Below are 21,617 nucleotides of genomic sequence, written 5' to 3'. Positions count from 1 at the left end.
CATAGCCTGCACAAAAAAGAAAGGACAGACTGTATTTCATACAGTTGCCCCTTCGTCCGAATTCTTTAATGTATTCCTCTTTTTCTAATTCTCTGATCTACAACGATTCCTTGATCACGCGTTTGTAATACCATATGGACAACAGGCCGAAGATCGAATATAACAACGTATATACAATCATGACGATTACCGTAGGTGTGACCAGTTCTGTACCGAAAAAGAACCAGCCTGATTTCACGGCAAAATAACTATGGCTCAGACCCACGACAAGCGGGATGCCGAAATTAAACAACTGCTTGAACTGAATCCCACGTAACAGATTGCCTTGAGTAAATCCAAGTTTTCGCAGAATCGTATAGTTCGATTTCTCTTCTTCGCTCTCATTCATTTGTTTGAAATAGAGAATGCAACCCGATGTAATCAGGAAGGTTAGACCCAGGAAACCAACAATGAACATGATTAGGCCCATAGTGGTACGCTGGTTATTTCTGAATTCAATCTGGGAGAAACTTGGGGCCTCTAATTGCAATTCTGCAAAAATGGCATACGCATTCTCGTCTTGTCCTGGATCTGTAATGTGCACACCGTAATAATCGGTCGGTCCTTTCTGAAGTTTCGGATCAAGATCCTGCGCGAGCTCAGCATAAACCGATTCATCTACAACCGCTACGGGTGTACCCTTGGTATAGTATACGGGAAGAACTCCCTGTTTGGTGGTTCCAATCAGTTGCTGGTCAATGCCATGCTTCAACCCGTGCAGAACGATGGGTCCTTCATCCTGAATTGAAATTAACTGCTGAATAACATTGCCATACCCCATAAAGACCACTTCACCTGGTTTCAAGTCGATGTTATCCACCATATTGTCACTAACTACACTACTGGACAATAGTTCATCCGTCAGGGAATCATCCATCACCTGATGTGCATCAATTTCAATATACAAAGGTTGTCTATGCTTTTCTTCATATTGGATTTGTTTGTTATCCAACTCGGCTACAAAACGATTTTTCACATCAGCCTGAGCAAATGAAAAATCTTCCGGCAGACTTTCCTTGGCTTGCGCCTCTGCTGAATAATAGGAAATGTAACTGAGCGACAACATGCCTATGGCGAGTGCTGATACCGTAGTAATAATGGTCAGCAGCAAGGCATTCGACTTCATACGAAACATGATGGAGGATAACGACAACACCTCGTTAATGGAGAGGTAGCCTTTTTTACTTTTGCGAATCAGATTAAAGAGAAAACTGACGGAACCTTTATAGAACAGATAGGTCCCCAGAATGACCGAGAACAGAATTAAAATCATCGTGTACATTAACTGCTGCATATCCAACGCCTCGCCACTGAACAATCGTGCAGACAAAGCGTATCCAAAACCGATCAGGGCAACACCTAAGATGCCCATCAGTATCTGCCCCACAGACAACTTCTGCACTTGCTGCTCCGTTGTAGAAGACACCCGAAAGAGCGAAAGGATACTCTGTGCCCGGATAAAGGTGTAATTCATCAGCATGATAAGCAGGTACAATGCCGCAAATACAATAAGCGTCTGTACCAGTGCCATTGGTGAGAAATACAGCTTCGTAATCGCTTCAACACCAATAATTTTGAACAAAATCATCAATATCAGCTTGGAACCGAGAAACCCAATCACAATACCAATCACCATAGAGCCGAAGTAGAGAATACAATTCTCCGCACTCAAGATGCCAAAAATTCTTCCCTTCGTGAGTCCGATCAGCTGAAACAAACCAATCTCCTTACTACGTCGCTTGATAAAGATCGTATTGGCATAAAGCAGAAAAACACCCACAATCACGATCAATAACACGGAGGAGGCGCCTATCGCAGCCGCTCCTTTCGTAGATTCAGCAACCTCATCCATGGAGGGATCATACTGTAACGTTACAAAGGAAAAATACAGAGCCACACTAAAAATCAAAGCAAAGACGTACAGGTAATAATTCTTCAGGTTTTTCCTCAGATTGCGAAAGATGATGTAACTCAGACTCATGGCTGAACACCACCCAACACGCCCTGAGTTTTGATAATATCGTTGAAGAAGGATTGCCGGGACTCGTCTCCTTTATTTAATTGGGTATAGATCTGACCGTCCCGGATAAAAATCACCCTGCTGCAATAACTCGCAGCAAACGGATCATGGGTAACCATAATAATGGTGGCCTGATGCTTGCTGTTCATATCACTCAATTTGCCAAGCAAGTCCGAAGCCGATTTGGAATCAAGTGCACCTGTTGGCTCATCAGCGAAAATAATGCTTGGATCATGTACAAACGCACGCGCAGCTGAAGTCCGCTGCTTCTGTCCACCCGAAATCTCGGAGGGATATTTGTCTTTCAGCTCATATATGCCCAGTTCACGGGCGATTTGTTCAAACTTCAGGTGTGCTTCATGCTTCGGGATACTCGTAATGGAGAGCGGCAGTAGCACATTCTCCTTCACCGTGAGCGTATCCAGTAGGTTATACTCCTGAAAAATAAAACCGAGATGGTGTTTACGGAATTCAGCAAGCTGCTTCTCCTTCATTCCCGTGAACTCCTGACCCTCAATGTCAATGGTGCCCTGACTTACCCGATCGATGGAGGACAGAACGTTAAGCAGCGTCGTTTTCCCCGAACCCGAAGGTCCCATAATTCCAACAAATTCCCCTTTACTTACGCCGAGATCAATCCCCTTAAGGACTTCCTGTTTATTTAGTTTATTGCCGTAGACTTTATGAATTTTTTTGGCTTCCAGTATCCACATATCCCACTCACTCCTCTTTGGTATATCTCTATCATAGGCTGGATGCTCCGATTTATCGTGCGATTCACCGAACAAAACCAAAAAGCATGTGACAATGTTGTCACACGCCTGCGAGGTGGATCATGTCATTCTTTCGCGGGAAGATCAGTTTGACGACTGTACCCTCTCCGGGAGCAGATTGTACCTTAATGTCTATATGAAGTGTTTGTGCCACCTGTCTGGTCAAATACAAACCCATTCCCGTTGCGGTTCCCTCCAGCCTGCCTTGCGTTGAAGTGAAGCCTTTATCAAAGATACGCGGTAAATCGTGGGCCTCAATGCCTCGTCCATAATCCTGAATCGTCAGTATAAGATGCCCTTCCTGCTCTCTGCTTTCAATAACAATATCAGAGGAATGACTATATTTCACCGCATTGCTGAGCAACTGCCGTAGGATGAAGCCTAACCATTTGCTGTCCGTCAGCACCTTTGTCACATACAAAGACATATCGAAGCCAATACCTTTGGAGATGCACCATGACTTCAAGGCTCTAATTTCGCCATTCAAAATCGGTTCAAGCTCCGTTTCTTCGACAAACAAATCATTATGCATAAATGGAATACGCTTCTGGTGAAGCTGCTGATCGAGCAGTTGGTGAATGCGCAGCCATTCATACGTCATTTGGCCCTGAAGTTTGTCATCCGGCATACGCTCAATCATCAATTGCAGCGCGGTTAGGGGCGTTTTCACCTCATGAATCCAGGCCAACATCTCATCCTTCTCCTGCTCCAGCAAAATGAAATGAGACGAAGACTCCTTCCGATAACGCTCCGTCTGGGATGTCACCGCGTCGTGCACAATCCGTTCATATGGGCTTTCAGCGATATCCAAATCCCCCAGATCATACGTATGATCCCAGGTGGTTAATCTTTTATAGAAACGGGTCTCTCTTGGATATCTCGCCCACATAAAAACAATGCATACCACCACATTCAACACGACGATATAGGCTACAGATCGGAATGGAATGGACGTGTCGATATAGGCTACAAATAAAATGATGAGCTGTATACTTATTAGCAACAATAGCCAGCTGAGCTTTTCCCGTATGTATTTGGCAATCATGTTTCCGCCTCTTCTGTTGCCATATAGCCCTGCCCTACCTTGGTTTCGATATAGCCATCCAGACCTAAAGGCTCCAGCTTTTTGCGAAGTCGATTAACGTTAACCGTCAGCGTGTTGTCACTCACAAAATGTTCATGATCCCACAAGCTGCGAATCAGATCTTCCCGAGTCACAATCTGATTTTTGTGCTCTATCAGCACTTTGAGAATGAACATTTCATTTTTGGTCAAAAGGACAGATTCATTGCTATGGGTGAGTGTATTTTTCACATATTCAATGGTCGCCCCGCGCCATGTGCGCAGCTCAATCCGCTCTGTATTGTAATTGTATACCCTCCGCAGAGTCGCCTGGATTTTGGCAATCAGCACATCGAAATGGAAGGGCTTCTGGATAAAATCATCTGCACCCAGGTGCATCGACATAACCATATCCGTAGGATGATCCCGTGAGGACAAAAAGATAATCGGCACATTGGAATGAGCGCGGATCATCCGACACCAATGAAATCCGTCATACTGGGGAAGCTGAATATCAATAATGACCAGCTGTGGCTGAATAACACTGTATTCCTGCATCACTTTGCCAAAATCCTGCACGCCATACACGTCATAGGACCACTGGGATAGCCGTTCTTTGATTTCACTGAATAACGACTCGTCGTCTTCAATGAGCATAATTTTAAACATATACTTTCACCACGTTTCTGTTCTTCTTGAGCTGATTAAACTGTAAAAAGTAGAGCAAAATAACCGTTACGGATACGAATCGTTCTTCCGATCGCTGTTATCCCCGGATTTTTTTATTTCACCTTTCAAATGGGGAAAATCCGGGGATAAAGGCGACCACTCCGTTTCTTCAGAATCGATTTCGTCCCCTCCACTACTTTCGCTGCTTATAGAATAATCAAAATTGTCGAACCAAATAAAATAATTCTTTCTCACTACGTTGTCAGAGCTCAAACAAATCACATACTCCAGATTCATCTATAGAATTCTGGACCATGTGGAGCGCAAATTAGTATATCTGGTTATCCCTCCATGGTGTGCAGAACCTTGCTTGGATCACTGAATTCTTCCATCCGTTCGATCAGTTGCTTTGCGACATCCTGTGGCGATCTTAATTGGCCTGCTTCATAGACCTGACCGAATACTTCGGACAACGCAAATCCCTCTGCACTTTTGCTTCTTGCCACAGCCTGTAGCTCCGTATCCACCATCCCCGGATCGAATGCAATCACTTCAACGGGATTTGGTTGCCCGGATTGTTCCATCGCTACACATTGGGTGAACATGATCATTCCAGCTTTGGAGGTACAGTAAGATGCCATTGAAGGTGCCGGATAACTTCCTGACCCGGACGATACATTGACAATTTTCCGCCGTGCGTTCAGGTGACTGGTCTGCTTTATAAAGGAGGAAGTCAAGATCATGGGCGCCGCCAAGCTGATATCCAGCTGTTGGCTGATTTCCTCTGCGATGCACTGATCGATCGGCTTCAACGGCTCAAGCATGGCTGCATTGTTAATGAGCCCGATGAATTCAACTTCTTGCGGCGGAATCTGTTCCAATATACTTGAGACAAGATCGTCGATGCTATGGATATCTGAAAGATCAAACTGAATATGCTTATAACGCTCATAAGCATCCTCCAAGTCAGACGTTCCACGAGCAATGCCGTAGATATAATCTCCCTTTTCCAATAGCAGTTCCGCCAGCTGTTTGCCTATTCCTTTGGATGTACCTGTAATGATAAAGTGCCTGTTCCCCATATGCTACCTTCCTTTCTCTCACTCCGTGCAAGATTGGTTAAACATCAAATTTACGAACCCTATGAATTCAGGGCTGCGCGTTGGGTTTTCTCCACAACGTCACCCATAGGATGGGCAAGCCAAAATTAGTTTCAGCCTGTTCGGTTTCCCGCATTGGGCGCAGTTCAACACATTCAAACGGATCTTCAAGCAAATAGCGAAGCTTTTCCTCCGTGAAGGCCAGACCGCCTTTCATCGACTTCTCACGGTATACCTGCCAATCGTCCATTACAATTTCCGGTCCACCTTGACCGCCAAACCCCGGCGCAAAGCAGGTCATCCCAAAATATCCTCCAGGCTTAAGTGCGTTGTTAATCATCTGTATGTAAGGAATACGCTGATGGGGTAGCAAATGGTGAAGACAACCCGAGTCATAGACCAGATCATACTCTTCCTGAGGCCCGAGTTCAAATACCGATTTGCATTCAAAATTCACTGAAAGCTGTTCTTCTGCCGCTCTTTCCTTCGCCCAGGCAATGGCTGTCTCCGAAAGATCATAAGCATCTACCTTATAACCATGACGCGTTAGATATAATGCATTTCTTCCCGGGCCACAACCTAGCTCCAATGCTTTGCCGCCTGTCAGGATTCCTGAGTGCACATGCGCTACCAGATTTTCATCCGGCTTGTTTGGAAAAAAGGGAATCGGTCGGTTCCGATCTTCATAGAACGGCTCCCAAAATTGCTTTGCTGATCTGAACTCGGCATCAAGCATATCATATAGATCCTGGACGTTTTTAATCGTCTTCTCCATAACCACATTCCTCCTCGAATTCATACAAAATGTCCTGTATATTCCCTCTTATGTATCGATCTCTTTCCCTTTAAATCGTCCGCAGCATCACGTTTTTTGCGCTAAATCTACTACCCTCCATTATAACATTTTCATCCAATATAACTCTATTTTTCTTGTATGACCCGAGCTGAAAATAGCCTATTTAAATTTCAAAAAACGACGTTCAGAAGAAAGAAATCCTCTATCTTCTGAACGTCGTTTTGGTCATTTTCATTAGGGTTCGATCAGCTTAACTTCTTCGTTAGATACAGGACCACATCGTCATCAATGATCGTTTCATCGCCCCACTTTAGATAACGATCATGCTTGTGAATACCCTGACCATCCGGAATATATCCACGACGGGCATATAGAATTTGAGCATTACCATAGTCGGAGAATACCCCGACACCAATCCCGGCAGTATCAGTACGTTCCTGAATAACTTCCTCTGCCCGGTCCATCAAACGTGATCCAATTCCCTGACGCTGATACTTGATCAGCACATTGAAATCATTAATTTCCGGAATGCCCTGTTTCCTGAACGACGGATAACAGGAATTCCATAATACATTCACGTAACCGGCAAAAACTCCATTAAGCTCCGCTACCAAAGTTACCCGTTCACCATTCTGCTGTTCTGCAAGATATTGAATATACTGCTCTGCCGATTTGGCCCAGCCCTGTTCCTGAAATGCCTGCGAAATTACAACCGGATCGCTCTCATCCAAAAGCCGGATACGTATGTTCATCGATGTATTCTCCTTAATAAGTTATTTATCTCAATGCTAGATTCCCAACCTGCTTCTAAGCGAGGTTATATGGGCAACATGGTGTCTTCCATGCCAGGCGTATACGCCCAGATTATAATCCAGTCTGGTCGTTTCTTTGGATGCGGGATGATAAAAGGTTTTGGCATAATCTGCATCTGTTAATGTGTTTAATAACGCTACCCACCGACGATGCAGCGCATCCAGAATTTGCAGGGAAAACTCAACATCCAGCTCCCGCGAATCACTTAATTCAGCCCACCGTTCTTCGTAATATGGTCTTATCGTAGGACTATCCTCCGTCAATGCCAGCTTGAAACGAACCATGCTGTTCATGTGGCTATCTGCCATATGGTGTATGACCTGTTTGAGCATCCAGCCACCTTCCCGGTAGGGCAACCTTAATTGATCTTCACTCAGTCCTTTGACCGCTTCGCGGGCGCGCTCCGGCAACTCGGCAATATCCTCAATCCACTGTTTCCGCTGCGCCGATGTAACCTCGCCTGTATGTTCAAATGGTCCAATCGGGTATCTGAAATCCATGGCTCATTCCTCCTCGTTAAGATGGTTCAATGTACTATAGAGTGTTGCCTATGGGGCATACTCCATTAACCAGCAGTCCCTCATCTGTCCTTCATGCAGCTCATGTTCTTTTAGCAGTCTAACCTTCCTGAAACCACACTTCTCGTAACAGGATATGGCTCGTTCGTTCCACGATTGCGGGTCCATGACCACTTTCCGGGTTTGCTTTTCGTTGACCAGATAGGCCAACATTGATTGTACTAGTTGTGTGCCAATACCGCGGTTCCAGTAAGAAGCCTCTCCAATAAATTGATCTGTTCCATAGATAATTTCATCTGTGTCTCCATAACCATACTCATTCCGTTCTTCTTCCTCCAGTTCATAGAACTGGATATAGCCAATAGGTTTACCCTCGTATTCAACCATGCAACGATATGCAGCGTCGTCTTGCCTATAAAAGTGCTCTTTGACCATATTCAGATCATGCGGCCGATCACGACCCTCGTAATATTGAAGTACTTCAGGATCAGACAACCATTGAACAAGGTATTGCTCATCTTTTTTATCCAGCAAACGTACCGTAATTTCATTCCATGGATAGATTAGCATCACTCTGCATACTCCTTAATAATCTCTAGGGGCTCTCCTGAGACCCAGCTCAGGTCCTTTCCCATCCTCCAGATCTATACATTCAAAGGCAGACAATTGTAATTGTATAATCTTTCTTTAACCCCTTACGGCCTTCCAGATATATTTATGCTCACGCACAGCAAGTCTTCCATCCATCTGATTTTCCTTCAGCTTCACTTGCAGCTGTTCATGGAACTCCGGCCGTGTGTAATCCGGGTTGCCGGGGATATCGGAAAGAAAGATAGCGAACTCTTTTTCATCAGGGAAAACCATCATGGCCTCATTGAATTCCTCAATCTCGATGTTTTCATACTGATTCGTTTGCAATCTTTCTCGTACCTTGCTTACATCGGTATGAATACCAAAGATCACGCCACCCTTTCGCAGTAATCTCCCATGTTCAATAATGGACGTAGGGCCTCTGCGGTCATAGATCAGGTCGAACTGTTCGTCTTCGAACGGCATATCCGTTTTGGTTGTGGCGTAGACAAATTTCACATTGTGAACGTCACTGGCATCAAGCCCAGCCTGGGCAATGCACAGCAGTTCCTTCGAGTTGTCGAAACCCGTAATATGACTGGTATAGGCCGACATTTTTAATGTAAATTCACCATGACCACAACCCGCATCGAGCACAGATTTATACTGAGGCAGCTGTTGCATCAAGCCCGCTTCAAACACATCTTCTGCCGAATGGCCTTCCAGGGTAAATACAGCTCTTCCCTTGTATCCGCCGTTACGCCGTGCAATCATGTCATACCATTCCATACCCAATAGATATCCCCCCAGAAGAAAATCCCATATTAAACAATATTCGACACGGACAATCCGATTCTCCTGTTTCACTTGTTAACTTTTTCTCTATCAAAAAAGTTTATTTATTCACAACATATTGCTTGTTAAAATTTGAAACGCTTTTCTCACAGGCGCCGTATTAAGCTCGAAGTCGTATTTTCCCCTTGGATAGACAAATAGGATGTGGAGGTTGAGCAAATGTCTTTTTTCAAGAAAATGTTAGCCAGTGTAGGTGTTGGAGCAGCCAAAGTAAATACGGAATTACATACACCTGAGGTTACGCCTGGAGGAATCATCTCGGGGATCGTGTACATCGAGGGCGGAGAAGTGGAACAGAATGTAGAACGAATCTACCTTACGATCAAAACCCATTACATACGGGAGCACAATGATCGAAAAGTAAATGAAACGGCCGTTGTAGCCAAATACCTGCTCACAGAAGGGTTCCTATTACAACCTGGAGCCAAACTGGAGAAATCCTTCTCATTTGATCTGCCCGAAAATCTTCCGATTACACTGCACCGTGCAGAGGTATGGGTTGAGACCGGTCTCGATATTTCAAGTGCCATGGACCCTTCAGACCGGGATAGACTACACGTCGTTCCTACCAAAGATATGAATACCGTGCTTGATGCAATTGCTCTCCTTGGTTTTAAGTTACGTGAAGTGACCAACGACTATGCTCCAAAGCTTGGTGGCAATCTTCCATTTGTACAGGAATTTGAATTCGTGCCAACGAGCAAGTTCCGCGGCTATCTGGATGAGCTGGAAGTACTGTTCTATCCGATGGGAGATTCACTGGAACTGCTGCTTCAGATTGACCGCCGCTCACGTGGGCTCGGTGGCATTTTCTCCGAAGCGATGGGTACGGATGAGAGCTTTGTTCGTCTGCATCTCTATGAGAGACATCTTGCACGGGGTGCACATTCGGTCGCCCAAGGACTGGAAGAGGTCATTTCCAAGCATTTATAATCTATTAAAAAAAACGAAAAAACAGTTCTTCTACCAGCTACCTCTGGTATAGAACTGTTTTTTGTCTATGTTCTTCCTTATTAATAAACAAGCCTACTTCAAGAACGCTGTGCCCAGCGCTGTATCCCCGATCGAAGACCATAGTATGCAGCAGCGAGCAAGAGGAATCCGATAACAGCGATCATAATGGAAGTTGTATCCCATCGGGCAATGGAACCAAAAGCAACCTCGGACTGCAACATGGCGACGGATGAATCGTTGTTCATTATTTCAGGTGCATGATTAAGCGTCATTAGCATCCCTTGAACGACATTCCAAGCCATAAAACCCAGTGTGAATAGCAAAGTTACCAACAGGGATTCCACACCTAATCGTTTGTTGATACTCATCTTTTTGCCTCCTCATTTACGGTCTGATAACACTTTGGAAATTATAAAATCCACCACATCATCTGTTGTTTGGTCATCCGTTTGAATATACTCTTCAAAGCGTACTCCGTGGAATGCTTCAGCACACTTAACCGCTTGTATAAAAGTCCATCCACCAGGCTCATCCCCGCGCTTCAACAATCTCTCATGTAATGTTTCCATAGTTGTCATCAAAGTGAAATGAAAAAGGTCAGCATCTAACTCTTTCAGACCCCGATGGATGTAATTGAACTGCTCTGACTTGTAGATGGTCATTGGAACAATCAGATGTTTGTTATACTTCTCCCTGATTTCACAGGCGACTTTCACGGTAAGGACTTTCCACAGCTCCATATCCTGAAAATCGTCCGTTTTCTCCTCTTCCATTTTCACGTCATCCACAATCAGATTTCTTAACATGTAACCAATCTCTTCCGGATCGTAGATCATGCTGTTCGGAATTTGCGACTGCAGCTTGGTAGCAGCAGAGGTTTTACCCGAGCCAAATGCCCCATTAATCATCACAATCATCGTAACACTCTCCTACGTGTCAGATTCAATTAGACAAGAGGTGTTCCATCTCCTGTTTCAGACGATCTTTGTTCGTTTCTACATATTGATAAAGGAGTTCAAATACCTCTTCATTATCCGATTGCATGCTCAAATGACCCGCTTCCAACTCCACCCGTTGCAAAACCTCATGAATCTGTTGACCATGCGTATTCAGGGTCGTCGTTACATCCTGTTCGGAGAGTGCATTCACATTTTCTCTTAATTGCTCAGGCGTCACACCATTTTCGGATAACATATGCTGAATGTTCTTCAGGATCTCTGCATCTGCATCATTTCCTATGCGCTGCATCGCTTCCGTCGTTTCACCCAGAAACTGTCCGCTCGCATTTTCAAGAAAACCGGTAATACCACTCATGGACAGCTCTGTATCCAGATCTACGATCAGGATAGCATCTCGCAGTACCTGTGGAAGACCCGGTCCGCATTCCCGAATGGTCGCAAATTCAGCACGATAAAGATCCATGGCAACGCTCCCCACCACTTCTTCACCCGACATGCTTTCAAGCTGATCCAAGGGTAATAATTGCTGTAATTCTTCCTGTAATTTATTCATCTCTCTCTGCCTCCTATAATCTCTCTATATGTAAGTTGAACGAATGATTTTACACGGGTCCACTAAAACGAAACGCCTATACATCATAGCAGAATATACGATATAAGTTTATCCGATGTATGTTTGCACCAGATCACGCTGCCCACACACTTTACACGAAATACAGATAAAGTTAACCTTCACTTGACCTCTGGAAAATGATCCGCTGTTATGATCGTCTCATCAAGAGTCATGGGAGGGGTAATGATGCGCCTGGCCTTGTTCACCGATACCTATGTTCCGGATACCAATGGTGTTGCCGGCACGCTGCACCGCTTAAGTAACCAGTTAAACCGCAAAGGAATTGAGCATCTGCTACTTACGCCGCAGTCCGTTATTGAAGGCAATCACGCCGCACCGGCTCGTTCGGTTACCAACATCCCCTTTTTCCTCTATCCGGAATGTAGAATAGCCCTACCTAATCGGAGATCCATCCATCAAGAGTTAAAAGCCTTTCAGCCAGATCTGCTGCATATCGCCACTCCATTCAATATGGGCCTTCTCGGTCTCAGATATGCGCTCAAGCATCAGCTTCCTCATGTCATCTCCTACCATACCCACTTTGATCGTTACCTCGAATACTACAGGTTGAACAGCATAATTCCTCTCTACTGGAAGTACATTCAGTGGTTCCACCGGGCCTGTGACTCCACATTAGCACCGTCTCAGGAGACCTTAAACTCATTGCAGTCGAAAGGTATTCAGCGTCTAAAGCTCTGGTCCCGCGGGATCGATTGCATCCTGTACTCACCAGATAAACGAAGCTCAGATATCCGTACACGCTACAATATAACGGCTCCTCTAATTTTACTCTACGTAGGACGAATTGCCCCAGAAAAAGATATCGCTACCCTCACGCTTGCCATGCAGCAGTTACCTGAACATATGCAATCCCGTGTACACTGGATCATTGTAGGTGATGGCCCATTGCTTCCCAAAATGCGTATGCAATCCCCGCCCAATGTCACCTTTACAGGGTACCTACATGGTGAGGAGCTTGCTGTTATGTATGCTTCGGCAGATCTCTTTGTGTTTCCTTCCTCAACAGAAACATTTGGCAATGTGGTGCTGGAAGCGATGGCTTCAGGATTGCCAGTTCTCGCAGCGAATGGTGGCGGTGTAAAAGACTTGGTCGCACATCATCGAAGCGGTGTTTTGTTTGAGCCGGGCCAGGCAGACGCATTGATTCGGGAGATATGCCTGTGGGGAGATCATGTGGATCAACTGAAGAATATGGGCCTTGAAGGGCGAAAACTTGCTCAGCAGCGTTCGTGGGATCACATTTTCGACGGGTTAATCGGAGATTATGAAGAAGCCATTGAGAATCGGAGAAGAAACACGAAAGATCGGATCATTACAGCTTGACTTTCATACCCTTCCTCTTTCCAAAGACCACATTTGTATTGGATACGGAGTTAAAAAAGAGCGGGGATGTGCTGACATCCTCACTCTTGATAATAGCCCATTACAACAGGCAGGCCGTATGAGTCTGCGATTAGAAATAGGCCGGGTTCCCGTGGCGTTCTACTTTTACACAACGGTTTCAAATGATATGGTGTCTTGCATGATGCTCCATTCAACCCTTGGTCTGGCCGCTGAACCTTCTCCATTCAGGACATTCCCGATCCAGATCTCGTTGGTCTCCTGATTCTGCAAAAAGTGCCGAATCGATGCTTTGATCAGGATAGATGTATGTAAATCCAGCAGTTCATCCAAAGGTACCCAAAATAACTCACCTTCATCCGATGGTATAAAGGATCGATGCTTCGTCTCACCAAAATATACAAACTGCTGCCGTACTTCATTGCCGTTAACCTCCAGCAATATATATCGAAGACGAAAATTCTCAACATCCTCTTGCTTGAACCCTGTTTCTTCTTCGATCTCCCGGTAGCTGGCAGTCATTGGTGAGTTAAGCTCGCCGTGCTCCAGATGACCGCCAATGCCACCCCAAAACTCAAAATTAAACAGCTTGCTGCCTGCCTTCTTCATCATCAACATGTCGGTTCCATTGCTCAAAAAAGCCGTAGCCATCTGTCTGATCTCCATGTTCACCTTCCTCACTGTTCTGTTATGTAAATTGATCTAATCTGTCTATCTGCCTAGAGCAAATCCCTTAATTCACCGAGATGTTCAATAGCATGCAATGGTTTGGTCGTAATGCTGTCCTGCCAAGGCTGATTGACCTTCATCCAGATCGTGCTCATGCCTACTTTTGCCGCTCCTTCGACATCATTTACGGGATGGTCTCCAATGTAAATACACTGGTCAGGAGACAGGCCGAAATGGTCCAGTGCCAGTCTGAAAATACGAGGATCAGGCTTTTTGACCCCAGCTTCTTCCGAAACGATAATATGATCAAAATCATCCCGAATGCCGAGCTGATCGATTTTACCGTACTGAATCTCAGTTTTACCATTGGTGATCAAACCTGTTTTATATTTTCCTCTTAGATGCTGCACCACTTCTCGTGCCTGTTCCATCAGAACAGCACTACTCACATACTCTCTGCCATAGAACTCCATAAGCTCCGCGTGAGGCGGGTTCTCAGCCCAAGGTAATTCATGGAGCAGCTCGTTGAACAAAATATGTTTATCCTTATAACCATCCATATCGAGCTCAATGATTCTTTTGAGGATATCATCCGTAGTCTCAAGATGGGTAAAATAAGTGTTGATCAAGCTCTGGGTGAAGCCTTCAAAGGTACTTGTTCTGTTGAGAATCGTATTGTCCAGATCAAAAATAATCGCTTTAATATGATCCATCGTCATGCTCCTCCTGTCTGGTCTGTCAAACGTTCTTTACTCAACAGCAACTCCAGTTTCCGATTGGTTTCGGCCTGCTCTTGAATTAACCGTTTCGTTTTACTTTCTATGCTGATGAGTGTGACCGTCATAATAATTACACAAATGATCCCAATAAACCCCATAACTACTCACCTCTAACGTAATGTTTATTCTATTCTGTTAGCTGCGACTACCATGAATTATAAACATATAAACCCAACCATAGAATAGACCAGGGCTGGGTTTACCTTGTAGACCTATGTTCATTTCTTCTTTTTGTGATAATGGTATCCTGTACATAGGCCCTTTTGTTTGGATTTCGCGGAACAATTATGTCCACCATTTTTGTCCAATCTGCCTGGATGGGCGTAAGCAGAAGAAGACACACCAATAAGTACGACAAGAGACAGAATTACAATAACAACCTTTTTCATACGTCACCCTTCGATCACACCCTATGCTTTAGGGCTTAATTCTTCCTCCATCATTCTACATGAAAACCCATAATAAGGATATCCTTACTACTCCAAAATTTACTTATTCTATGATTTCAAATTTCTTCAATGCGTGTGTGATGCCATCCTCACTTGCTCGCAGTGTGACATAATCCGCACTTTGTTTGACACGCTCTCCGCCATTCCCCATCGCAATGCCGAGACCCACGTACTCTAGCAGATCGATATCATTTTCACCATCGCCAAAAGCCATCGCTTCCTCTCTCGATATATTCAGATGGTCGAGCACTTTCCCTGCCGCTATTGATTTGGATACTTCGTTCTCTTCCATCACGTTAGACACATAAGGATGGAACCTCACGAATTTTAATGTAGGGAATTTGTAATGGAATTTCTCCGCTTCAGTTTGATCGGCATATAAACATATACAATACACTTCTTGTTCCAAAGAACTAATGGTCAGTGGATATTCTATCAGACCGAGCGTATCTCTCAATGCATTGGTGACACGTACATCCGCGGTACATAATCCATTCATCTCGAATGACTCTGTAAAATAAGAAATACTGTTTCCGTTCATCTTGGCAAATTCACTGAATTCTCTAACCATCCGTGCAGAAAGCACCGATTTATGTATTACTTCATCTCCGCTCTTAATCAATGCGCCGTTAGCCGAGATTATGGTATCAATTCCGAGTTTCCTGAAGTCTCCGCATAAATGATAGGGTCTGCCGGTGACTAGAACGACCTGTATACCCCTACGAACCAATTTTCGAATTGATTCCTCTGTACTTGGCGAGAGACTTCGATCCTTCTCACTGAGTAACGTACCGTCCACGTCCATAAATACGATTTTAATCAATGAAAGGCCTCCTACTCACTGTCATTAGTTGGTGCAACATGCTTCAGATCCGATTTGGTTTTGCCTCTTCTTTGCGCTTCTTCTGAGATACGATGACCAAATTGCAGGACTTCATTATGAGCAAAATAAATATATTCAACATCCGGTTCATCTTTAAAATTAACCAGGGCAAAGAAGGGAGGCAGTTTAATTCCCCATATGCCTTCCACGGATTCAATTTCCTCTTGGGTGTATTTCTTTTCCTCAATTAGGTATTCGGTAACTCTATGCGCATAGATCTTCTTGTTTACTTGCACATATACAAACGGGGTCAATACTAACATAATCATGATGATCAGAAACGCTAGCTGTATGTATTTTTTCTTCTTGGTCATAAAAACCTCCTAAGAAAAGCAATTAAGCATCTACCTTCAATAAAAAAGGCAAGTGCGCAATTTACCTTAGTAGTCTTCCTGCACTTGCCTTTACATTTACCGAGTCTGGACGTTCTGGCTCCGCTCCATATACCACAACTGAAACGCCTCTACGGCTTCAGGCGGAATATCGTTTAGCGTGTGATGCAGAACAGGTTTGGCACGATTCACGGTTTGAATCGAAGCAACATCGAACCAGCGCTGCAGCAGATTCCGGGTGATCTGTACCTCAATGACTTTCTCCCGCTTGGAGATGTAAAGGGTCGAGGTTAATGCACCAGTTCGCAACTGGATAAAGTTATGATTCATCACGTATCGGGTATGGAGAAAATCAGCTAATCTGCATATGACAATCCACAGTAACAGAATAGCGGAAATCATCCACCATGCCTGATTCTGTCCCAGAATCACCGGTTTGAAATAAATCAATAACCCCGTTGCAATGATCCACACCCAGCTTGGTGTGAGCATGCGGAGCCATAATGATTTGCGTGGAAGCTTCTGCATCTCCTGCGTAACCTCATAGGATGGCAAAATCTCCGAGATCATATCGTAAGCTTGCTTTACAGGCAGAAAAGGATAGAGCGAGTTAACCTCCTGGTCGGATTCTCCCAAACCACCTGCTGTCGTCAGTTCCACTTCTGCCAGTCCTAACAGCCTTTTCATCGGAGACTGCGTGATTTTCACCGCCTGGACTCGTTCCTTCAGAATCGAAAATGCGGTCTGTTCCAACATGCCCTTCGTAATATAGATACGTTTGCGATCTGAGGATATTTGGAAATCACCATACTTCACAAAGGTTCTGATTATACCAAGCGTAATAGAAACAGCAATAAGCCCAGTGATAATCAATGCGGTAATCCACCAAGTATCCAGCCACGTTAATACGATGCTCTCCGTCACTTTTTCATCGGGAAAGAAATCTTTGATCGACGAATAGAGAGACCCCAGAATCGGAATAAGTACCAGAAAGCTGAGTGAGGTGAACGATGCTTTGAATATATCTTTACGGGTGGACTGGTAATGTAGATTCCGTTCAAGCTCCTCTTTTACAGGCACTGGAGTATCTACTTCCATATTTATGTTTTCCGGCAAATTCTCTGTATCTACAAGTTGTTCCACAACATCACTGATCGCATCTGCTTTCGGCATATGTCCTGCTACAATCTTTTCAAGCCGATCTGATTCCGAAAGTGAAACGACTTGCAAATGAAAAGTGGCGTCCTCTCCCTTTATACCCGTCTCAAAGCGAATGGATGTGACTCTGAACAAACGATGAAACAGCGACGTATGCCGGTTCACGTTCTGAACTTTGGTATAGGGTATCGTTCTTCTTGTGCGATTGAACACCCCACTGTAGATCTGAAAAGCCTTATCATCTGTAGTATAACGGAGCGTAAACCAGCTCCAGATGATGGTTATAACACCAAACGCGATAGCCACATAAAATGCGATTCTGCCGTACATAATCCACTGGGACTCTGAGCCATGACGGATAATAAATAAAAATACGATAAATGCAAAAGAATTTTTCACCAGTTTCCACAAACTCCAGAGCATGGCTAACGGGTGTTGTCTTTTCGTGTCGTTCATTCATCCACCTCGTTAATCCTCGCATAGGACGCAATCTGATGCCGCAATTCAAGCGCCACTTCCTCTGGCAGCGCCGGAATCGTATGAGATGAACCCATCGTGCCGACCGATACGGAATATAGACCATATTTGCGTAAAAGGGGACCTTGGTTCGTCGTAACCGATTGCACTTTGGCCATGGGGACAATCTGATGTACCTTTTTCAGAGCCCCATGCTTCAATTGCAAGAACTCCTCATTCGCATCGTAATACCAATGCTTGTATAACAATGAAGGTCGGATTAGAATCTCCCACACCGCATACAGCACTGAAATGGCCATCACTACCCACAGTAACCAACCAATCCACGCCTTCCATCCAAAGACAGAATCCAGAACCAGCAGTGCTGCAAGTACGATCAAACCTATTCCATTGGTTATGATCGCACTGATTCTCCATATGGTTATGGCATTCGGGGATAAACGTTGCTCGGGCGTATTCCACTGTGTTTGCTGCATATACTCACTCCTCTTTGCTACTGTACGAAGAATAGTCCTCTATCGATGCAGAAAGATTGACTTAGTAAAAGAGATGACACCTGTTCAGTACAGGTCGTCATCTCTGGGTCATTTTATTTTGCAGCAAAATCCTTTACTTCACATAACCACACCATATGGTCTGTTCCTTCACCCCAATAGTTTTTTGCCACCGCATAAGGTTCTCCGAACTTTCGCTGCCATTTCTTCTGCGCTGTCCGGTATCCACTATCCAGGCAAAATTGCGTAATCCCACACCTCTGAAGTTCAGTAGCCAGAGCCTGAATAAGTGCAGAACCAATCCCCTGACCCTGAACTGTTGGCAAAACGTAAAGACTACCCAGTTCCCCTATACGGTTCAATTGGTTTTGTGTGCATTCTTGAATCTCCTTGCCGCAAGGACCATAGGAAATGGTGCCAACGACGGTGTCTTCTCTTTTGGCGAGCAAAAAGAAGACACTCGATTTCTTATTGTTGTCAGGATGCAAAGCGGAGTGAAGCATTGCTTTTTTGTGTTCAATTTCATCCCGAATGTCTTCGTGCAGGGCACCCAGCCCCTCTTGCATAAATGCATTCGTAATGGATGTCTCGAATACCTGGCAGGCACTCTCCATATCCGATGATGTTAAAGGTTGAATGGTAATCAGGTGACTCATATGACCGTTTCTCCGTTTCGATAGCTATATAAATTAAACTAAAGGATATTTACACTTGCCACTCCGATGACAGAACAACCTTCCGATCGCTGTTATCCCCAGATTTTTTTGATTCCTATTTTCAAAGGGGAAAATCCGGGGATAAAGGCGAAGCTAATGCTTCTTCAGGTTTTTTTCTGTCCTCTCCGTTATCGTGTAATTTTTTTGTTAAACCTATATAGTAAACTGACTTACCGATGTAATCAGTAAGCTTCTATGTTTAGTCCGTATGACTCTGAATCAGTTTCCTTACTCGGTTTGCATCCTCTATGGGTATGCTATATCCCACGTGGGTATCCTCATGGTTAACCAGAAGGGCTGATTGCTTGGGATCTTTGCCTATGGAAAAATCATACTTGGTTAAGGCGCCATCTGCATCTGTTAAGTTCATCTTGTACTCCACGCTATAATCAAGAATCCCCTCTATACGCTCCGCTTTATTTATAGCCTCGATTACGATTCCAATCTCAACCGGATCTTCGATTTTGACATCCTCACAAGCTTCAGTTGTGAGGTTTGGGTTCCAGGTTAATGAGATGAGCGAAGGCAGAGCTTCTTTCGGACTAGAATTAGTTTCAATTGGATGGTTACAGGCTGCAAGGAGCATCGCGAAGAGAGCTAAGATAATCCCTGCTTTTTTCATTAGCATATACCTCCCGGCTCAACTAAACATTTAGTACTCACTCTCTACGTAATCATCTGTATTTAGCTCTAGATGCTTATGTTGTATACCGCAACTCGGTGTCCCATCCTTGGAGCAGCACTTTTAAACGTTGGGCGGTATTGGCCACGAAAACACTTATCTTTACGTCCGTAATGAATTTGGGAACTATACCGGGTTCGTTGGCGCTTTCATTAAAAAAGGAAAATGTACGATCCCGCCAGCGCAAAATCTCCTCTGCGGTTAACAGATCAGCAACATCATAGCCAGGTGCAATCTCAAGCATTTTCCAGACTTCTTCACTCCAACTCGCCTGTTGATAAAGATTAAAATCAATCTGATCCGTCTCCTGGTAATACAGACGCCCAAGTTCATCCTTGGTTCGGGTTATACCCGAATTTTGATCCGTAAGAGTAACCTGCTCCACAAATTGTGGATGAACACTACGGAACCAGTAAAAGTCTGTCAGGACATGCATAAAGTAGCCCCACACGAACCACTTCCATCCCTCATCTGCATGCTGTTGGATGTAGGTTGAATAACGTTTTTTTAGTTGCTCAACGTAATCTCCTTCATTCTTATCCTTAGGGTTGAAATGAGTGTTTTCCTTATCCGCTCTTGTCCAACCCTCACGCATATGAATAGAGTCAGGTGCGACATTCCCCAGATAGAACGGGCCTCGTTCTACATGTCCTTGCAAGGTTTCAGCAAAAAGAACAGCAACATTTAAATGAACCATTGGCAGTGGCATAGAGATATTCTCCTTTTTCGCAAAATCTGCTACACATACAAAAGAAAATCAATGTAGTCTATGCTCAAGCCTGCACTCGCTCTGCTTGTATCGTCTCAAATAGCTGCTCCAAATCCGTGTGAAGATCCGGCTGTTCGTTAACGAGCAGGCTTATATATTCCGACCCGCATTCATAGAAAACTAGACGATTAAACGGAGCTGAATCCCCAAGGTGATTCATATCCAGTCCTAATTTCTCCCGAATCCGATTCTCCATATATCGCGCGTAACCTTCGTTCCACTCCAGCCAGTTGAAGTACTCACCTTGTTCTTCACTCAAAGAGTTAAACAGAGCCAATCTTGCCGCTTTGACTTGCAAGAGATCCTTACTCTTCAAGGCTGATAGCAACGAAGTGATCCGCTGGACAACAATCTCATTGTCATAAGGAAACTCATAATCCAGTTCCCATGTTACACGTTTGATTTGCTCCATCCTGCGTTTAATCTCAAGTCGGTCACCAATGTCGCGATACTGTTCATATACGTAACAATGGACAAACTCATGAAAGAGGTAGACTTTCTGCTCAAAATTTTGAAACGCCGCATCTGTCACAACTGCGCATATTCGTTCATCCATGTGATGCACCGGAAATGCCGCCAGGCATTCATCGGGAATATTCAGGTCATCCGGAACGGTTTTTACCCATTCATATTGCTTCGTCTTGGACGAATAATCATAGATATATAACAAAGTTTCATATGCCACAACCACAGGATAATGCTCTCTGAATAAGGGATGTATACTGACCAAATCCTTTTGAAGCTCTTGCAACTCGTTGATTTGCTCTAAAAAAGTATCCATGTCAATTACCCTCTCTTTAGTTGAATGATGAGTTAATCATATCAATAGAGCAACAATAAAACACTGAGAGAAAAATGATAATTCTATTGTTGAGTGATATTTCTACAGGTTAGAACCGTTCTCCTCGTTTCTCATATAAATAAATATCCAGCGCCTGAATCCCACGTTTAGCAAGTTTGATAAATAAAATAAGGGCATATACGCCCAATCCGAATAATACCAAATTAAATAAAACTGCAAATGTTGAAATGAATGAAAAACTCATCATACTTCCTCCTTTTTATCACCGTAATGAATTCAAAATTCATATGATCATCATGATTTA

28 protein-coding genes are annotated in these 21,617 nt (G+C 44.2%); 2 read left to right on the top strand and 26 right to left on the bottom strand.

Annotation, left to right across the window (positions count from 1 at the left end):
* Positions 1–97: 97 nt before the first annotated feature.
* The 10 genes from P5G61_RS23035 to P5G61_RS22990 all read right to left on the bottom strand — a co-directional run bounded on the left by P5G61_RS23035 (position 98) and on the right by P5G61_RS22990 (position 9,149).
* A complete protein-coding gene (locus P5G61_RS23035; RefSeq protein WP_301248558.1) occupies positions 98–2,020 on the bottom strand; it encodes an ABC transporter permease in 1,923 nt (640 codons plus the stop codon).
* Complete coding sequence (locus P5G61_RS23030; RefSeq protein ID WP_301248557.1) at positions 2,017–2,772, bottom strand: ABC transporter ATP-binding protein; 756 nt, start codon at positions 2,770–2,772, stop codon at positions 2,017–2,019. Before P5G61_RS23030 ends, P5G61_RS23035 begins: the two co-directional genes overlap by 4 nt.
* 100 nt (positions 2,773–2,872) lie before the next feature.
* Entirely contained in the window at positions 2,873–3,877 is a 1,005-nt protein-coding gene (locus P5G61_RS23025) for a sensor histidine kinase (protein WP_301248555.1), read from the bottom strand.
* Positions 3,874–4,563, bottom strand: a complete 690-nt coding sequence (locus tag P5G61_RS23020; protein ID WP_301248554.1) for a response regulator transcription factor — start codon at positions 4,561–4,563, stop codon at positions 3,874–3,876. The genes P5G61_RS23025 and P5G61_RS23020 overlap by 4 nt, the downstream gene beginning before the upstream one ends.
* 341 nt (positions 4,564–4,904) lie before the next feature.
* The gene (locus P5G61_RS23015; RefSeq protein ID WP_301248553.1) at positions 4,905–5,645 is read right to left on the bottom strand and encodes an SDR family NAD(P)-dependent oxidoreductase; all 741 of its coding nucleotides are present in this window, start codon (positions 5,643–5,645) and stop codon (positions 4,905–4,907) included.
* A 67-nt stretch (positions 5,646–5,712) separates the two neighbouring features.
* On the bottom strand, positions 5,713–6,438 hold the full coding sequence (locus P5G61_RS23010) for a class I SAM-dependent methyltransferase (RefSeq protein ID WP_301248552.1): 726 nt from the start codon (positions 6,436–6,438) through the stop codon (positions 5,713–5,715).
* A 266-nt stretch (positions 6,439–6,704) separates the two neighbouring features.
* Positions 6,705–7,211, bottom strand: coding sequence for a GNAT family N-acetyltransferase (locus P5G61_RS23005; RefSeq protein ID WP_301248551.1), 507 nt, complete (start codon positions 7,209–7,211; stop codon positions 6,705–6,707).
* 36 nt (positions 7,212–7,247) lie between these two features.
* Positions 7,248–7,772 (bottom strand): YfiT family bacillithiol transferase, encoded by a 525-nt coding sequence (locus P5G61_RS23000; protein WP_301248550.1) that lies wholly within the window; start codon positions 7,770–7,772, stop codon positions 7,248–7,250.
* Between the two features lie 48 nt (positions 7,773–7,820).
* Positions 7,821–8,360: a GNAT family N-acetyltransferase gene (locus P5G61_RS22995; protein ID WP_301248693.1), complete on the bottom strand. Its 540-nt coding sequence runs from the start codon at positions 8,358–8,360 to the stop codon at positions 7,821–7,823.
* Positions 8,361–8,477: 117 nt separating this feature from the next.
* Entirely contained in the window at positions 8,478–9,149 is a 672-nt protein-coding gene (locus tag P5G61_RS22990) for a class I SAM-dependent methyltransferase (RefSeq protein WP_301248692.1), read from the bottom strand.
* Positions 9,150–9,374: 225 nt separating this feature from the next.
* Here P5G61_RS22990 and P5G61_RS22985 point away from each other — a divergent pair, with 225 nt between their 5' ends.
* Entirely contained in the window at positions 9,375–10,148 is a 774-nt protein-coding gene (locus P5G61_RS22985) for a sporulation protein (protein ID WP_301248549.1), read from the top strand.
* Between the two features lie 98 nt (positions 10,149–10,246).
* Here the strand turns inward: P5G61_RS22985 and P5G61_RS22980 are convergent, their stop codons facing one another.
* Genes P5G61_RS22980 through P5G61_RS22970 form a run of 3 tightly spaced genes read right to left on the bottom strand, consistent with a single transcriptional unit; the run spans position 10,247 to position 11,681 of the window.
* Positions 10,247–10,537, bottom strand: a complete 291-nt coding sequence (locus P5G61_RS22980) for a hypothetical protein (protein ID WP_301248548.1) — start codon at positions 10,535–10,537, stop codon at positions 10,247–10,249.
* Between the two features lie 12 nt (positions 10,538–10,549).
* Positions 10,550–11,086, bottom strand: a complete 537-nt coding sequence (locus P5G61_RS22975) for an AAA family ATPase (protein WP_301248546.1) — start codon at positions 11,084–11,086, stop codon at positions 10,550–10,552.
* Positions 11,087–11,111: 25 nt separating this feature from the next.
* Positions 11,112–11,681 carry a DMP19 family protein gene (locus P5G61_RS22970; RefSeq protein ID WP_301248545.1) on the bottom strand — a complete coding sequence of 190 codons (570 nt, stop codon included), beginning with the start codon at positions 11,679–11,681 and terminating at the stop codon, positions 11,112–11,114.
* 246 nt (positions 11,682–11,927) lie between these two features.
* Between P5G61_RS22970 and P5G61_RS22965 the strand changes: the two genes are divergently transcribed.
* Entirely contained in the window at positions 11,928–13,085 is a 1,158-nt protein-coding gene (locus P5G61_RS22965) for a glycosyltransferase family 4 protein (RefSeq protein ID WP_301248544.1), read from the top strand.
* Between the two features lie 165 nt (positions 13,086–13,250).
* Here the strand turns inward: P5G61_RS22965 and P5G61_RS22960 are convergent, their stop codons facing one another.
* The 13 genes from P5G61_RS22960 to P5G61_RS22900 all read right to left on the bottom strand — a co-directional run bounded on the left by P5G61_RS22960 (position 13,251) and on the right by P5G61_RS22900 (position 21,557).
* Positions 13,251–13,769: an NUDIX domain-containing protein gene (locus P5G61_RS22960; protein ID WP_301248543.1), complete on the bottom strand. Its 519-nt coding sequence runs from the start codon at positions 13,767–13,769 to the stop codon at positions 13,251–13,253.
* Between the two features lie 53 nt (positions 13,770–13,822).
* Positions 13,823–14,485, bottom strand: a complete 663-nt coding sequence (locus tag P5G61_RS22955) for an HAD family hydrolase (RefSeq protein WP_301248542.1) — start codon at positions 14,483–14,485, stop codon at positions 13,823–13,825.
* Positions 14,486–14,487: 2 nt separating this feature from the next.
* Positions 14,488–14,649 (bottom strand): hypothetical protein, encoded by a 162-nt coding sequence (locus P5G61_RS22950; protein WP_301248541.1) that lies wholly within the window; start codon positions 14,647–14,649, stop codon positions 14,488–14,490.
* 120 nt (positions 14,650–14,769) lie between these two features.
* Positions 14,770–14,940 carry a YHYH domain-containing protein gene (locus P5G61_RS22945; RefSeq protein ID WP_094030689.1) on the bottom strand — a complete coding sequence of 57 codons (171 nt, stop codon included), beginning with the start codon at positions 14,938–14,940 and terminating at the stop codon, positions 14,770–14,772.
* Positions 14,941–15,043: 103 nt separating this feature from the next.
* Entirely contained in the window at positions 15,044–15,823 is a 780-nt protein-coding gene (locus P5G61_RS22940; RefSeq protein WP_301248540.1) for a Cof-type HAD-IIB family hydrolase, read from the bottom strand.
* A gap of 11 nt (positions 15,824–15,834) precedes the next feature.
* On the bottom strand, positions 15,835–16,197 hold the full coding sequence (locus tag P5G61_RS22935) for a DUF3139 domain-containing protein (RefSeq protein WP_301248539.1): 363 nt from the start codon (positions 16,195–16,197) through the stop codon (positions 15,835–15,837).
* A gap of 96 nt (positions 16,198–16,293) precedes the next feature.
* Positions 16,294–17,829 (bottom strand): PH domain-containing protein, encoded by a 1,536-nt coding sequence (locus P5G61_RS22930; protein ID WP_301248538.1) that lies wholly within the window; start codon positions 17,827–17,829, stop codon positions 16,294–16,296.
* Positions 17,826–18,326, bottom strand: a complete 501-nt coding sequence (locus P5G61_RS22925) for a PH domain-containing protein (RefSeq protein ID WP_301248537.1) — start codon at positions 18,324–18,326, stop codon at positions 17,826–17,828. Before P5G61_RS22925 ends, P5G61_RS22930 begins: the two co-directional genes overlap by 4 nt.
* A 113-nt stretch (positions 18,327–18,439) precedes the next feature.
* Positions 18,440–19,000, bottom strand: coding sequence for a GNAT family N-acetyltransferase (locus P5G61_RS22920; RefSeq protein ID WP_301248536.1), 561 nt, complete (start codon positions 18,998–19,000; stop codon positions 18,440–18,442).
* Between the two features lie 259 nt (positions 19,001–19,259).
* Positions 19,260–19,682, bottom strand: a complete 423-nt coding sequence (locus P5G61_RS22915) for a YhfM domain-containing protein (protein ID WP_301248535.1) — start codon at positions 19,680–19,682, stop codon at positions 19,260–19,262.
* A 76-nt stretch (positions 19,683–19,758) separates the two neighbouring features.
* Positions 19,759–20,451, bottom strand: coding sequence for a hypothetical protein (locus tag P5G61_RS22910; RefSeq protein ID WP_301248534.1), 693 nt, complete (start codon positions 20,449–20,451; stop codon positions 19,759–19,761).
* A 64-nt stretch (positions 20,452–20,515) separates the two neighbouring features.
* The gene (locus tag P5G61_RS22905; RefSeq protein WP_301248533.1) at positions 20,516–21,292 is read right to left on the bottom strand and encodes a hypothetical protein; all 777 of its coding nucleotides are present in this window, start codon (positions 21,290–21,292) and stop codon (positions 20,516–20,518) included.
* A 109-nt stretch (positions 21,293–21,401) separates the two neighbouring features.
* Positions 21,402–21,557 (bottom strand): hypothetical protein, encoded by a 156-nt coding sequence (locus P5G61_RS22900; protein ID WP_162491041.1) that lies wholly within the window; start codon positions 21,555–21,557, stop codon positions 21,402–21,404.
* Positions 21,558–21,617: the final 60 nt, after the last annotated feature.

The organism is Paenibacillus vandeheii (genome assembly GCF_030433635.1).
In the GTDB taxonomy this organism is placed as follows: domain Bacteria; phylum Bacillota; class Bacilli; order Paenibacillales; family Paenibacillaceae; genus Paenibacillus; species Paenibacillus vandeheii.
The sequence above is the reverse complement of the archived record's forward strand: the minus strand, read 5'-3'. Positions and strand labels throughout refer to the sequence as shown.

Coding starts and splice junctions, on each gene's coding strand:
- P5G61_RS23005 (WP_301248551.1), bottom strand. CDS start 7,211: ATGAACATACGTATCCGGCTTTTGGATGAGAGCGATCCGGTTGTAATT.
- P5G61_RS22995 (WP_301248693.1), bottom strand. CDS start 8,360: ATGCTAATCTATCCATGGAATGAAATTACGGTACGTTTGCTGGATAAA.
- P5G61_RS22910 (WP_301248534.1), bottom strand. CDS start 20,451: ATGCCACTGCCAATGGTTCATTTAAATGTTGCTGTTCTTTTTGCTGAA.
- P5G61_RS22975 (WP_301248546.1), bottom strand. CDS start 11,086: ATGATTGTGATGATTAATGGGGCATTTGGCTCGGGTAAAACCTCTGCT.
- P5G61_RS22935 (WP_301248539.1), bottom strand. CDS start 16,197: ATGACCAAGAAGAAAAAATACATACAGCTAGCGTTTCTGATCATCATG.
- P5G61_RS22945 (WP_094030689.1), bottom strand. CDS start 14,940: ATGAAAAAGGTTGTTATTGTAATTCTGTCTCTTGTCGTACTTATTGGT.
- P5G61_RS22950 (WP_301248541.1), bottom strand. CDS start 14,649: ATGGGGTTTATTGGGATCATTTGTGTAATTATTATGACGGTCACACTC.
- P5G61_RS22920 (WP_301248536.1), bottom strand. CDS start 19,000: ATGAGTCACCTGATTACCATTCAACCTTTAACATCATCGGATATGGAG.
- P5G61_RS23020 (WP_301248554.1), bottom strand. CDS start 4,563: ATGTTTAAAATTATGCTCATTGAAGACGACGAGTCGTTATTCAGTGAA.
- P5G61_RS22905 (WP_301248533.1), bottom strand. CDS start 21,292: ATGGATACTTTTTTAGAGCAAATCAACGAGTTGCAAGAGCTTCAAAAG.
- P5G61_RS22970 (WP_301248545.1), bottom strand. CDS start 11,681: ATGAATAAATTACAGGAAGAATTACAGCAATTATTACCCTTGGATCAG.
- P5G61_RS23015 (WP_301248553.1), bottom strand. CDS start 5,645: ATGGGGAACAGGCACTTTATCATTACAGGTACATCCAAAGGAATAGGC.
- P5G61_RS22925 (WP_301248537.1), bottom strand. CDS start 18,326: ATGCAGCAAACACAGTGGAATACGCCCGAGCAACGTTTATCCCCGAAT.
- P5G61_RS23025 (WP_301248555.1), bottom strand. CDS start 3,877: ATGATTGCCAAATACATACGGGAAAAGCTCAGCTGGCTATTGTTGCTA.
- P5G61_RS23000 (WP_301248550.1), bottom strand. CDS start 7,772: ATGGATTTCAGATACCCGATTGGACCATTTGAACATACAGGCGAGGTT.
- P5G61_RS22990 (WP_301248692.1), bottom strand. CDS start 9,149: ATGGAATGGTATGACATGATTGCACGGCGTAACGGCGGATACAAGGGA.
- P5G61_RS22985 (WP_301248549.1), top strand. CDS start 9,375: ATGTCTTTTTTCAAGAAAATGTTAGCCAGTGTAGGTGTTGGAGCAGCC.
- P5G61_RS23035 (WP_301248558.1), bottom strand. CDS start 2,020: ATGAGTCTGAGTTACATCATCTTTCGCAATCTGAGGAAAAACCTGAAG.
- P5G61_RS23030 (WP_301248557.1), bottom strand. CDS start 2,772: ATGTGGATACTGGAAGCCAAAAAAATTCATAAAGTCTACGGCAATAAA.
- P5G61_RS23010 (WP_301248552.1), bottom strand. CDS start 6,438: ATGGAGAAGACGATTAAAAACGTCCAGGATCTATATGATATGCTTGAT.
- P5G61_RS22965 (WP_301248544.1), top strand. CDS start 11,928: ATGCGCCTGGCCTTGTTCACCGATACCTATGTTCCGGATACCAATGGT.
- P5G61_RS22900 (WP_162491041.1), bottom strand. CDS start 21,557: ATGAGTTTTTCATTCATTTCAACATTTGCAGTTTTATTTAATTTGGTA.
- P5G61_RS22980 (WP_301248548.1), bottom strand. CDS start 10,537: ATGAGTATCAACAAACGATTAGGTGTGGAATCCCTGTTGGTAACTTTG.
- P5G61_RS22955 (WP_301248542.1), bottom strand. CDS start 14,485: ATGGATCATATTAAAGCGATTATTTTTGATCTGGACAATACGATTCTC.
- P5G61_RS22930 (WP_301248538.1), bottom strand. CDS start 17,829: ATGAACGACACGAAAAGACAACACCCGTTAGCCATGCTCTGGAGTTTG.
- P5G61_RS22915 (WP_301248535.1), bottom strand. CDS start 19,682: ATGAAAAAAGCAGGGATTATCTTAGCTCTCTTCGCGATGCTCCTTGCA.
- P5G61_RS22960 (WP_301248543.1), bottom strand. CDS start 13,769: ATGGAGATCAGACAGATGGCTACGGCTTTTTTGAGCAATGGAACCGAC.